9 protein-coding genes are annotated in these 12,117 nt (G+C 70.0%); 4 read left to right on the top strand and 5 right to left on the bottom strand.

Annotated elements, in window-relative coordinates:
• Positions 1-147 precede the first annotated feature (147 nt).
• The 3 genes from AC5WJ1_RS27750 (at position 148) to AC5WJ1_RS27760 (ending at position 1,246) form a co-directional block, all read left to right on the top strand.
• The gene (locus AC5WJ1_RS27750) at positions 148-489 is read left to right on the top strand and encodes a hypothetical protein (protein ID WP_135702610.1); all 342 of its coding nucleotides are present in this window, start codon (positions 148-150) and stop codon (positions 487-489) included.
• 104 nt (positions 490-593) lie between these two features.
• Positions 594-788, top strand: coding sequence for a hypothetical protein (locus AC5WJ1_RS27755; protein WP_135702608.1), 195 nt, complete (start codon positions 594-596; stop codon positions 786-788).
• A gap of 122 nt (positions 789-910) precedes the next feature.
• On the top strand, positions 911-1,246 hold the full coding sequence (locus AC5WJ1_RS27760) for a cupin domain-containing protein (RefSeq protein WP_133093184.1): 336 nt from the start codon (positions 911-913) through the stop codon (positions 1,244-1,246).
• Between the two features lie 16 nt (positions 1,247-1,262).
• On the opposite strand, the gene AC5WJ1_RS27765 is transcribed toward AC5WJ1_RS27760, so the two are convergent.
• From AC5WJ1_RS27765 to AC5WJ1_RS27780, 4 genes are all read right to left on the bottom strand, one after another.
• Positions 1,263-5,108 (bottom strand): response regulator, encoded by a 3,846-nt coding sequence (locus AC5WJ1_RS27765; RefSeq protein WP_494476792.1) that lies wholly within the window; start codon positions 5,106-5,108, stop codon positions 1,263-1,265.
• 5 nt (positions 5,109-5,113) lie between these two features.
• The gene (locus tag AC5WJ1_RS27770) at positions 5,114-6,247 is read right to left on the bottom strand and encodes an HD-GYP domain-containing protein (RefSeq protein ID WP_135702604.1); all 1,134 of its coding nucleotides are present in this window, start codon (positions 6,245-6,247) and stop codon (positions 5,114-5,116) included.
• A 218-nt stretch (positions 6,248-6,465) separates the two neighbouring features.
• The gene (locus tag AC5WJ1_RS27775) at positions 6,466-6,789 is read right to left on the bottom strand and encodes a thioredoxin family protein (protein WP_133093187.1); all 324 of its coding nucleotides are present in this window, start codon (positions 6,787-6,789) and stop codon (positions 6,466-6,468) included.
• A gap of 146 nt (positions 6,790-6,935) precedes the next feature.
• Positions 6,936-9,257 carry an ATP-dependent DNA helicase gene (locus tag AC5WJ1_RS27780; protein ID WP_494476793.1) on the bottom strand — a complete coding sequence of 774 codons (2,322 nt, stop codon included), beginning with the start codon at positions 9,255-9,257 and terminating at the stop codon, positions 6,936-6,938.
• A gap of 193 nt (positions 9,258-9,450) precedes the next feature.
• On the opposite strand from AC5WJ1_RS27780, the gene AC5WJ1_RS27785 reads away from it, so the two are divergent.
• Positions 9,451-11,037, top strand: coding sequence for a fatty acid--CoA ligase (locus tag AC5WJ1_RS27785; protein ID WP_494476794.1), 1,587 nt, complete (start codon positions 9,451-9,453; stop codon positions 11,035-11,037).
• Between the two features lie 14 nt (positions 11,038-11,051).
• Here the strand turns inward: AC5WJ1_RS27785 and AC5WJ1_RS27790 are convergent, their stop codons facing one another.
• Positions 11,052-12,017 (bottom strand): DNA-binding protein, encoded by a 966-nt coding sequence (locus AC5WJ1_RS27790; RefSeq protein ID WP_494476795.1) that lies wholly within the window; start codon positions 12,015-12,017, stop codon positions 11,052-11,054.
• Positions 12,018-12,117: the final 100 nt, after the last annotated feature.

Raw genomic sequence — 12,117 nt, forward strand, 5'->3', positions numbered from 1 at the left:
ACTTCGTCCCGTGCCCCGCGCGTTGCGCGCCCGGCACCGCCCACAAGGCGAAACGGACGGCGTGCGGGCAGGCAGATCCGCCCACCCCGCACGGACCGCAGCAAGCTGCGTAAACCGTGCCGTCCCCTTACCCAAGACACAGCAGACATGCATAACAACGATCTCAAAGCCCTCCTTGCCACGACACTCTCCATCGCCGCCCTCGGCGCCGGCATGCTCGCCTGCGGCCCGGCCGCAGCGCAAGGCCTGAGCGACCACGGCACCGACGAAGCCGCCCGCTACGGCTACAACCTGCAGCACAACGGCAAGCGCGATCCCTTCACCGAGGGTGCGCACGTCAACGGCAAGCGCGATCCGTTCACCGACGGCGCGCATGTCAACGGCAGGCGCGACCCGTTCACCGACGGCGCCAACCAGCCGGCCGCCGGCATGGACCTGGCGGGCATGGACCGCACCGGCGTCTCGGCGCCGCCGGCACACGCCGCCTGAAACTTGCTTCCGTCCGCCGCGGCGCTCGCCGTGGCGGCACTGCTGGCCGGAAGGACCTTTTCGGCCAGCCCCCCAAGCCTCCCACTCGCTTCGACGACATCCCCATGAAAGCCATCCTGATCGCCATGCTCGCCCTTGGCGCCCTTGCCGCATCCCTGCCCGCCAGCGCGGGCCCGGACTGGTCCGTGATCGAGCGCGCCCGCGCCGAAGCACGCGCCCGCCATGCGATTCCGTGCGCACAAAACGCCCACGCGGCGCCCGCATCGGCGGCCCCGGCTTCGCCGACTGCGGCACGCTGAACGCTACTGAGGCGCGCGCTCCGGTGCTAGATTGGAAAGGCGTGCTGGCGGCAAAAGCCAGCAGCGCCTGACAACGCACATAGCACACGACCCCACGACCCCACTTCAGCGAGGAGCCGCGCATGTCCCTCCCTCACCTAGCTTCCGGACAGATCGCCAGCGTGCTGCCCCTGGGCACGCGCCTGGACCAGACTGTCACCCAAGCCCTGTTCAAGGAAGGCCCGCTTGAAGTGATGCGGCTGGTGCTGAAGGCGGGCAAGCATGTGCCGCCCCATGCGGTGGACGGCCCGATGACGGTGCAGTGCCTGGAAGGCGAAGTCCGCCTGCGCGTGGACGGCGCCGAACGCGGACTGCGCCAGGGCGACCTGCTCTACGTCGGCCCGTGCGTGCGCTATGACCTGACCGCCGACACCGATGCATCGGTGCTGGTGACGATGGTGCTGCCGGCCGGCCGCTGACGGCCTGGGCCGGGTATCAGCCCTGGCCAGATGCCGTGACGGGCAGCACGTCGTCGAGGATCGCGAGCGCAGTGGCGTAGTCGTACGCTCCGATCGCGCCTTCCAGTTCGGCCAGCATGCCGGCAGGCACCACCGCGTCCAGTGCGGCGCGCTGCGCGGCGAGGGTCGATCCGGCTTCGCTGGCGCCTTCGCGCAGCTGCCGCCGCAGCCGGATCAGCGCCCGCGCAGCGGATCCGGCGGAAGGCTGGACCGTGGATGGCGGCGCAGGCGTTACATCCGGCAGGTGCAGGCGCAGTGCCGCCAGGAGATCCGACATCGCCGCTTGCAACGCGGCAGCCTGCAGCGCGACGCCGCCCTCATCACCGCCGCCGTCGCGCAGCGTGCTTTCCAACGCCGCGGCGGCGCGCGACACTGCCATCGCGCCCAGGTTGCCCGCCATGCCGGCCAGCTCGTGCACAAGCTGCGCGGCTTCGCCGGTATGGCCATGCGTGAGCTTCGTGAGCTGCGTGCCGGCATCGGCGTATCGGTCGCGCAGCCGCGCCAGCAGACCCCGGTAAGTCTCCGGCTGCCCGCCGGCGCGCTCGAGCGCATCCCCGATATCCAGCACACCCGTCGCGGCGAGCGCGCCAAGCCATGCCGGCCACTTCGGCGCCACGGCCGGCACCTCGCCGTCGCGGGTCAGCCAGCGATGCACGGTGGCAAAGAACACCGGCGGGCTGATCGGCTTGGCGATATGGTCGTCCATGCCGGCCGCCAGGCAGCGTTCGCGGTCCTCGGGCAAGGCGTTGGCAGTCATGGCGACCACCGGCAGCGCGGCAAGCCGCGCATCGGCGCGAATTCGCCGCGTGGCCTCGACGCCGTCCATCACCGGCATCTGCATGTCCATCAGCACCAGGTCATACGCATGCGTGGCCAGCCGCTCGAGTGCGGCCCGCCCGTTGCCGGCGGTGTCCGGCGTAATGCCGGCCTGCTGCAGCAGGTGTACCGCGACCTCGCGATTGATTTCGTTGTCCTCGACCAGCAGCACGCGCCGCTGCGGCAGCGACCAGCCCGGGCCGGGCGCCGCGCGCTCCGGCTCGGCCCGCGGCGGCATGCCGGGTTCGGCGGCGAGCACCCGCAGCGTGGCATCGAACAGCACCGACGGGCTGACCGGCTTGAGCAGCAGCGCGTCGAAGCCGCCCTGCTCGCCGGCGCGCAACCCCGCCTCGCTGCCGTTGGCCGTCACCATCAGCGGCCGCGGGCGCGGCCCGCGCAGCGCCAGTCCGGCCAGCCGGCGCGCGGTCTCGATGCCGTCCAGGCCGGGCATGCGCCAGTCGATAAAGGCGGCGTGGTAAGGATCGCCCTCGGCATCCGCGGCCTGGATCGCCGCCAGCGCCGCTTCGCCCGAGGCGGCCTGGTCGGCGCGGAAGCCGAAGCGGCGCAGCATCGCGGCGATGACCTGGCGCGCGTAGCCGTGGTCGTCGACCACCAGCAGGCGGCGTCCGGCCAGTTCTGGCCGCACCAGCAGCGCCGGGGCGCGCTGGCTGCCCGGCCGCAGCGACAGCTCGAACCAGAACGTGCTGCCCTCGCCAGGCGTGCTGTCCGCGCCCAGCGTGCCCCCCATCAGATGCACCAGCCGCTGGCTGATCGCCAGGCCCAGGCCGCTGCCGCCGTAACGGCGCGTGGTCGAGCTGTCGGCCTGCTCGAAGTTCCGGAACAACCGCCCGATCGCCGCGGGCGCGATGCCGACGCCGGTGTCGCGCACCGCGAAATGCAGCCGCACCTGCGGCGGGTTGCCGTCGCCGTTGCTGTCGCCGACGCCGGCACAGGGCGCCACGCGCACCACGCGCACCACGATCTCGCCGCGCTCGGTGAACTTGACCGCGTTGGTGGTGAAATTGATCAGCACCTGGCGGATGCGCAGCGGATCGCCGCGCAGCGCGTCGGGCACGTCGGGGGCGACCTCGACGATCAGCTCGAGCTGCTTTGCCGCGGCCCGCTCCGACACGAGGTCGCCAACGGTGCGCAGCACGCGCTCCAGCGAGAAGTCGATCTCTTCCACTTCCAGCTTGCCGGCCTCGATCTTGGACAGGTCGAGGATGTCGTTGAGGATGCCAAGCAGGTGCTGGCCCGAGCGCTCGATCTTCCCGACATAGTCGCGCTGCCTGGGATCGAGCTGCGTGCCCAGCGCCAGATGGGCCATGCCGATCACCGCGTTCATCGGCGTGCGGATCTCATGGCTCATGTTGGCCAGGAAGCTGGCCTTGGCCTGCGCCGCCGATTCCGCGGCGTGCTTGGCCTCGGCCAGCTCGGCGTTGGCGATGGCAAGTTCGCGGGTGCGCTCGGACACCTTGTGCTCCAGCGTCTGCGACAGCTCCTTCAGCTCGCGATGCGCCCGCACCTGGCTGGTGATGTCGATGCCGACCGAACCCACGCCGACCACTTCGTTGGTGGCCGGATTGCGCACCGGGAAGCGCATCACCTGCAGTTCGCGCGCGCCCTCCGCCGCCTGCATCGTGTAGATGTGTTCCTCCGCCTGCCCGCTCGCCATCACCCGCTCTTCGATATCCCAGCGCTCCTGCGTGCCATCGGGCATCGCCGGCAATTCGCGGTCGGTGCGGCCTAGCGCCGCGCGCTCGGGCTGTCCGATCAATGCCTGCGTGGCCGGGTTCAGCGCCAGGAAGGCGTGGTTGCGGTCCTTCAGGTGCATGATGGCGGGCGAATGGTCGAGCATGGCGCGCAGCCGCTCCTCGCTGTGCGCCAGGCGCAGCTGGCCGCGGCGCAGCGCCCACGCCGCCAGGCCGATCAGCAGGAGGATCGCCAGTGCCATGCCGATGACCACGGTGCGGGTCGACAAGTACGAATGGAAGGCCTCCTCCATGTCCTGCTCGACGATCAGCCCGCTCGCCAGCGCCGGCACCCACAGCCCGGCGCCGGCCACGCGCCGGCCGCGGTAGTCGCGGTAGCCGAAGGCAAGCTGCAGGGTCTGGTGCGACAGCACCTGCTGCGCCAGCCGGGTCAGCGGCGCTCCCGGCGGCAGGCGGTAGGTGCCGTTGCCGTCAGCCGCGGGAATCCGCGCCACGGTATGGAACATCGACGCCATGCCGGGCGCCAGCAGCCCCTGCGCGGCCAGTTCTTCATCGAAGCGCGCGGGGGACACCAGGCGGCCCTGGCCGTCGATCATGTACAGGTCGCCGCTGCGGCCATAGCGCGCCGCCATGACGATCTGCAGCATGACCACATGCGGGTCGATGCGCAGGCACAGGGTGCCGGCCGCGCGCCTGGCATCCTGTCCGGCAAGATCCGACAGCCGCGCGCATACCACCTGGAATGTCGGGACGCCGGCACGACCGCTGGCATTGGGGATCGGCTGCGGGCCGGGATACGGCGCGGACACCGCGGCGCCGTCGTGGCGCGCACGCTGCGCGGTGCGGGCGGACTCGGGCAACAGCAGCTGGCCGGTGCGGTCGGCCAGTTCGGAGGCCACGATGCGGTCGTCCGCGTTCACCAGCGCAAAGCCGATATAGCCGTGCGAACGCATCAGCGGCGCGATCCAGCGGGCAAATTCGGCAGCCTGCGCCGGGGTGGCGCCGCCATGGCTGGCCAGCAGCGGCAGCGCCAGCCGCACGGTGTGGTCCATTGCGGCGATCGACACGGCGCGGCGGCGCTGCTCGCCCGCCCAGACCTCCAGCAGCCGCGCGGTGGTGTTGACGGTGGCGCCCAGGCGCGCGCCCACGCTGGCCTGCTCGTTCTCGCGCACCACCGACGCTGCACCGAGCGCGAGCAGCCATACCGCCACCGCCAGCAGCGCGGCATAGGCGAGCAGCGGGCCGAACGGCCGCACGCCGGCGCGGCGGCGCAGTGCCATGCGCAGCGATGGCATGCCGGTCAGCCCTGCGCGGGGGCCGGCACCGGCTCGGCGCCGGACGGATCGGCATATTCCAGCGCGATCGCATGGAACTCGCCGGTGATCGCCAGGAAGGCGTCGATCACGCGCGGGTCGAAATGGCGGCCGCGGCCCTCGCCGATGATGCGCACCGCGTCATCGTGCGCAAACGCGGGCTTGTAGACGCGGCGCGAGATCAGCGCGTCATAGACATCGGCTACCGCCATCAGCCGCGCCGACAGCGGGATCGCTTCGCCGGCCAGGCCGTCGGGATAGCCGCTGCCGTCCCATTTCTCGTGGTGGTGATGCGCGATCTCGCGCGCGTAGCGCAGGAAGGAGCTGGTGGTGCCGCACTGCGCCTCGGCATCGGCAATGGCATCGCGGCCCAGCGTGGTATGGGTCTTCATGACCTCGAATTCTTCCGCGGTGAGCTTGCCGGGCTTGAGCAGGATGCGGTCGGGGATGCCGACCTTGCCGATATCGTGCAGCGGCGCGGACTTGAACATCAGGTCGATGGCCTTGTCGTCGAGCCTGCCGGCGAAATGCGGCTCGTGCTGCAGCTTGCGCGCCAGTGCGCGCACATAGTGCTGGGTGCGGCGGATATGGTTGCCGGTCTCGTTATCGCGGGTCTCGGCCAGCGCCGCCAGCGCGATGATGGTGGCGTCCTCGATCTGCTCGATCTCGCGCGTGCGGCGCTGCACCTCGGCCTCGAGCCAGGCCGAGCGGTCGCGCAGGAAATCGTGCGCCTGCTTGAGAGCCAGCTGGCTGGCAATGCGCGCGCGCGCCACCGGCGCGCTGACCGGCTTCATGATGTAGTCGACCGCGCCGACCTCGAAGCCGAGCGCCTCGTCATGGGCCTCGGCCCGTGCGGTCAGGAAGATCACCGGCACGCACGCGGTGCGCGCATCGGCCTTGAGCTGGCGGCATGCCTCGTAGCCGTCCATGCCAGGCATCGACACATCCATCAGGATCAGGTCGGGTGGCGCTTCGCGCGCCAGTTGCAGCGCGGTGGCCGCCCGGGTCGCCACCTTGACGCGGTATGGGTCCTGCAGCAGCGCGACCATGGCCGCAATGTTTTCGGGAACGTCGTCGACGACCAGGACTGTCGGCCGCCGGTCGGTGCTTAGGGCGCTCATCTGTCGAAATTGGCGGTTGAGACCGTCTTGTTTCGTGCGCGCCGGGCGCGCGGGCCGTTGCCGGGCTGGCCGCCCCGCACAGCCAGCAGGGCCATTGCGCGGAGGCGACTTCTGCACAAACGGCAGAAATGCTCCGGCTTGTCCCCTCCCAAAGCAGGGTTGAGCGCCCTGCGCTGGCAGAAATTGCCGAAATATTAAGTATTAGCCACCCGAACTGATCAACTGATGCGCCGCATGGCCTCCCGGATCGGATCCGCCTCGGTCGGCCTTACCAGCCTGGCCACTTCCTGCCCGTCGCGCAGGAACACCAGAGTCGGCCACAGCTTGATGCGGAACGAGCGGCCGAGCGGGCGTCCGCTGCCGTCCTCGACCTTGATATGGCGCAGCGCGGGATGCACGGCGAACGCTTCGGCGAGCGCCGGTTGCGCGCGCTGGCAGTAGCCGCACCATGGAGCGCCGAATTCGAGCACGGTGCCGCCGTTCAGCGCATCCACTTCGGTACGGGGCGGCTCGGTGGCCGCGTAATGCTGGGTCATGGGCATGGTCGGGTCCTTGATTCGATGACGACGGTTTGCGGTCGGCACGCATGGTCGCATTGCTGCCGGATTCGTGCCAGATCCGCACCGCCCCGGCAAGGCCGGCAAGCGGTCGGCAAGGGTCAGGCCAAAGCCCGCGCGCCGTGTAATTTCTACGCCGCCGGGCCGATTTGCCACCATTCCGGCAGCAGCCGGCGCACCTCCGGCGCGGCAAAGCGGTCGTCGATCAGGTAGACCACGCCTTCGTCCTGCTGCGTGCGGATCACCCTGCCCGCGGCCTGCACCACCTTGCGCAAGCCCGGATAGAGATAGGCATAGTCGTAGCCCTGGCCGAAGGCCGCCTGCATGCGCGTTCGGAACTGCTCGTTGACGGCGTTGAACTGCGGCAGCCCCAGCGTGGCGACGAAGGCGCCGATCAGGCGTTCGCCGGGCAGGTCCACGCCCTCGGCAAAGGCGCCGCCCAGCACCGCAAAGCCGATGCCTGCGCCGCCCGCGACAAAGGCTGACAGGAAAGCGGCCTGCGCCGCTTCGTCCATGCCGCGCGACTGGACCCAGTGCGGAATGTCGGGATGCGCCTGCGTGAAGTTCGACACGGCCTGCTGCAGGTATTCGTGGCTGCTGAAGAACGCGAGGTAGTTGCCGCGGCGCGCGCGGAACTGGTCCGCCATCAGCGCGGCAATGGCCGGCAGCGACTGGCCGCGCCGCGCATAGCGGGTCGAAATCCGGCTGGCGATGCGTACCGACAGTTGTTCCGCCCGGAATGGCGACGGCACCGCCACGCGCGCGCAGTCGGCGGGCAAACCCAGCGTATCGAGGTAGTAGGCGGCCGGGTCCAGCGTGGCCGAGAACAGCGTGACGGAATGGGCCGCGGCAAAGCGCGGCCGCAGGAACGGCGCAGGGATGACATTGCGCAGGCACAGGAGCGCATGGTTGCCGCGTCCGGCCTTTGCGGCGGCGGTTGGCCGCTGGATATCGAACAGCGAATTCGCATCGAGCTGCTCCGCCAGCCGGCCGAAATGCAAGGCATCGAAATAGAACCGCTGCAACGCCGGGTCGACCGACGCGGGCTGCTCGGTCATGTGCGCCAGCACTGCCGCGCAGCAATCATCGAGCGCGCGCAGCAGGGGCGCGGGCACTTCCGGCAAGACTTCATAGGCAACCTCGGCTTGCCGCGCCAGTGCCCCCCAGTGTCGCGCCAGCCGGGCCAGCGGCCTGGCCACCGCCGCGGGCGCGCCGCGCCGGGCGTCGCGCAGCGCCTGCGGATCCAGCTCGGCGGTGTACATGGCGCGGCCGCGCTCGACCAGGTTGTGCGCCTCGTCGACCAGCACGCCCGCGCGCCAGCCGTTGGCGACGGTCAGCGCGTACAGCAGCGCGCTGCGGTCGAAGTAATAGTTGTAGTCCGCCACCACCACATCGCTCCAGCGCACCAGTTCCTGGGCCAGGTAGTACGGGCAGATGCCATGCGCCAGCGCCAGTGTGCGCACCGCGGCACGGTCGCGCACCGGCACCTCGCGGGCGGCTTCGCGCGCGGCGGGCAGGCGATCATAGAAGCCGCGCGCAAGTGGGCAGGATTCGCCGTGGCAGGCCAGCTCCGGATGCTCGCAGGCCTTGTCGCGCGCCACCAGTTCGATCACCCGCAGCGGCTGCGCGCCGTGGCTGCGCAGCGCCTGCGCCGCGTGCAAGGCGACGCCGCGGCCGGTGGAGCGCGCCGACAGGAAGAACGCCTTGTCGATAGCCTGCCCCGGCATCGCCTTGAGCAGCGGGAACAGCGTGCCGATCGACTTGCCGATGCCGGTCGGCGCCTGGGCCAGCAGGGTGCGCCCGGCGCGGTTGGCGTTGTAGACGGCCTGCGCCAGCTCGCGCTGGCCGGTGCGGAATGCCGGATGCGGGAAGGCCAGCTGTGTCAGCGCAGCATCGCGGGCCTGCCGGTGTGCCAGTTCGGCTTGTGCCCATTGCAAAAAGCGTTCGCAGGTCTGGACGAAGAACGCATCGAGATCGTCCGCGCTGAAGTGCTGCACCACCGGGTGCTCGCGCTGCCCCACGATGTCGAAATAGACCACGGCCACGTCGATCCCGGGTAGCCCGAGCTTGCGGCACATCAGGCAGCCATAGATCTTTGCCTGCGCCCAGTGCAGGTGGCGGTGGTTGTCCGGCACGGCGGCCTCGCCGCGCACGGTCTTGATTTCTTCCAGGCGGTTGGCGTGCGGATCATAACCATCGGCCCGGCCGCGGACATGCAAGGGGCCGAAATCCGCGAACAGCGGCACTTCCGCCTGGTAGCCCGGTCCGCGCCTGCCGGTCACCAGCGCATGGCCGGCGACGCCCTCCTGCGCGGTTGGCGTCGGCACGAAGCGCAGGTCGAGGTCGCCCGCCTTGGCGGTGAAATCGCACAACGCGCGCACGGCGACGACGTAGGCAGGGGCCTGCTCTGGGGCTGGGACCGGAACGGGGGCGGCGGGTGTATCGACGGACACTGGGGTGGAACGGCTTGAGACTGTATGAATATACAGTATCAGGACCGATTCTCAGGCTCTGCGCGGCAACGGCGGGCATAAGGAAAGAGCAAATCGTTATTTCCATGTGCCCCGTACTGCGCCCTATAGTCTCCGGCTCACACAAGAATATCGGCTGGCCTGTTTTACCCGGCGGCCGGCACACGACTGGAGCATGACCTTGAACCGCGGCCTCACCCTTGGCGATACCCTTTCCTGGCCGGCACGCTACCTGCCCCGCAAGACCGCGCTGGTCAGCGGCATCGGCGCCGCGCGGCGGTCCTGGTCGTATGCGGAGTTCGATGCCGAGGTCAACCGCCACGCCCACGGACTGCAGGCGCTGGGCATCGGCAAGGGCGACGTCGTGGCCGCCTTCCTCTACAACACGCCGGCCTTCGTCTTCACGCTGCTGGCCACGGCGCGGCTGGGTGCGGTGTTCAACCCCGTCAACTACCGGCTGGCGGCGCAGGAACTGGCCTACATCCTGAACGACGGGGCTGCCAGGGCGGTGCTGTTCGAGCAGGAAGGCGCCGCCGTCGTGGAAAAGGCGACGGAACTGGCCCCCGGCACCGCGCTGCGCATCTATGCCGACGCGGACCCGGCTCCGGCTTTTGCCACGCACCGCCTCGACACGCTCGCCGCTGGCCAGCCGGCCACGCTGCCAGCGGCCGACGTCCACGAGGACGATCCCTGCATCCTGTTGTACACCAGCGGCACCACGGGCCGCCCCAAGGGCGTGGTGCACACCCATCGCAGCAAGCTCCAGCACAACGCGATCATGCACCAGGCCATGACGCTGTCGCGCGAAGACGTGGGCCTGTCGGTCGCGCCGCTGAACCATACCGCCGAGCTGCACACCAGCTTCCTGCCGCGGCTGCAGGTCGGCGCCACGCAGGTGCTGCAGCGCCGCTTCGATGCGGGCGAAGCCTGGCAACTGGTGGAAAGCGAGCGCGTGACCCACTTCTTCGCCGCACCGACCATGGTCGGCATGCTGCTGAACCACCCCGGGGCGGAAACGCGCGACCTCTCGTCGCTGCGGCTGGTCGAATACGGCGGCGCCTCGATGGCGCCGCACCTGATCCGCGAATGGGACCGCAAGATCGGCGCCGGCCTGGTACAGGTGTATGGCACCACCGAGATGGGGCCGTGCATGTCAGTGCTCTACCCGCACGAACAGCTGACCCGTGCCGGCTCGGCGGGCCTGCCCGCGCTCGGCCATGACCTGGTGGTGGCGAAACTGCGCGACGATGGCGCGCCGACCGATCCCGCGCAACCGTGCGCGCCCGGCGAAGTCGGCGAGGTGCTGGTGCGCGGCGCCTGCATGATGCAGGGCTACCTGAACCGGCCCGACGCCAATGCGCGGGCGCTGGCACATGGCTGGTACCACACCGGCGACCTCGGCAGCCTCGACGCCGACGGCTACCTGTGGATCCGCGACCGCATCGACTACATGATCAACTCCGGCGCGGAGAACGTGTATCCGCGCGAAGTCGAGGACGCGCTGATCGAGCACCCGGCGGTGCTGGAAGTCGCGGTACTCGGCGAGCCCGACCCGACCTGGGGCCAGGTGGTGGGTGCGTACGTGGTGGCGCGCGGCGATGCGCCGGTCAGTGCCGAGCAGCTAGATGCCTTCCTGCTGCAGGGCGACCGGCTGGCCGCTTACAAGCGGCCGCGCCGCTATCACTTCCTGGACGCGCTGCCCAAGACCACCAGCGGCAAGATCCAGAAGCACATGCTGCGCGCCGGCGCGCAGGCGGCGTAGCGCTGCGCCGCAGCTCAGCCGCCCGGCACCGCGCGGATACGCAGCAGGCCGCTGGCGCCGCCGGCCAATGTGCCCCGGGCCGGGCGCCCACGCCGGCCCACGGCGGCCACGCCCGCGCTGGCTGCCTCCTTCTTCTGTTCGCGATATTCGGCAAGCATCGCCTCGCGCTGTCGGACACGTTCTTCCAGTACGGCAATCGACTGGCTCAGGCGCGTCATTTCGCTGCCCTGGCGTGAAGCCGCTTCGGCAGCGTGCGCAAGCCGCTCCAGCGCGGCCTTGCGCTCTGTTTCCAGCAACTTCTGCGCATCCTTGCCCGCCACGCGGGCCGCATCCAGTTCCAGCGCCAGCCGGCGTTCGCTGGCCGTGGCGCGGGCGGTCATGGTTTCGCGCTCCTGGTCCCACGCGGCGCGTTCCGCGGCGAATTCACGCTGCAACGAGACCCGGGCCTCCAGCGCGGCGCCCGCCTCGGCGCGCAGCGTCTCGACCTGCTGCTGCAAGGCGGTAGCGCGGGCTTCGGCCTGCGCGCCGCGCTCCAGCGTCTCGTCCCGCGCGCGCGTCATTTCCGCCATGGCCGCTTCAGCACCGTCCAGCCGCGCCTGCATGACCAGCCGCTCCTGCTCCAGCATTTCCCGTTCCCTGGCCAATGCCGCCTGCGCCTCGGCCAGCGCCGTTTCCCGCTGGGCCAGCGCGGCTTCCGCCTGCGCCCGGGCGACCTGCAACGCGGCTTCCCACAGGTAGCGCGCCGCTTCAGTGACGGGTTCGGGGCAACCCGGCTTGGGCGCGAAGCCTTGCGGATCCTCCAATCGCCCGCCGAGCGCGGCAAACCAGGCGTCGAGGTGCGGACTGACCGTGTTGGGCGAACCGCGGCCCAGATGCAAGCGGATGCGTTCGATGGTCGGACGCTGGCCTGCCTTGAGCAGGCTGTCGGCGGCAGCCCAGACGTCGTCGCGGGTGATGCCTCGGGAGCGGAGTGTTTCCATGGTCAGGTCCGGGAAAGCCAAAATAAGGTTCGATAATGGAGACTTATCGAGCGCTATTCGTTGTCTCTGTATGATATGATACAGCATACGTCATATTTAT

This window comes from Cupriavidus sp. MEYA8, from assembly GCF_059278825.1.

What these genes read in the sequence shown, in the direction of transcription:
- AC5WJ1_RS27775 (WP_133093187.1), bottom strand. Translation starts at nt 6,789, where the DNA reads ATGCCCATGACCCAGCATTACGCGGCCACCGAGCCGCCCCGTACCGAA.
- AC5WJ1_RS27755 (WP_135702608.1), top strand. Translation starts at nt 594, where the DNA reads ATGAAAGCCATCCTGATCGCCATGCTCGCCCTTGGCGCCCTTGCCGCA.
- AC5WJ1_RS27790 (WP_494476795.1), bottom strand. Translation starts at nt 12,017, where the DNA reads ATGGAAACACTCCGCTCCCGAGGCATCACCCGCGACGACGTCTGGGCT.
- AC5WJ1_RS27785 (WP_494476794.1), top strand. Translation starts at nt 9,451, where the DNA reads ATGACCTTGAACCGCGGCCTCACCCTTGGCGATACCCTTTCCTGGCCG.
- AC5WJ1_RS27750 (WP_135702610.1), top strand. Translation starts at nt 148, where the DNA reads ATGCATAACAACGATCTCAAAGCCCTCCTTGCCACGACACTCTCCATC.
- AC5WJ1_RS27765 (WP_494476792.1), bottom strand. Translation starts at nt 5,108, where the DNA reads ATGCCATCGCTGCGCATGGCACTGCGCCGCCGCGCCGGCGTGCGGCCG.
- AC5WJ1_RS27770 (WP_135702604.1), bottom strand. Translation starts at nt 6,247, where the DNA reads ATGAGCGCCCTAAGCACCGACCGGCGGCCGACAGTCCTGGTCGTCGAC.
- AC5WJ1_RS27760 (WP_133093184.1), top strand. Translation starts at nt 911, where the DNA reads ATGTCCCTCCCTCACCTAGCTTCCGGACAGATCGCCAGCGTGCTGCCC.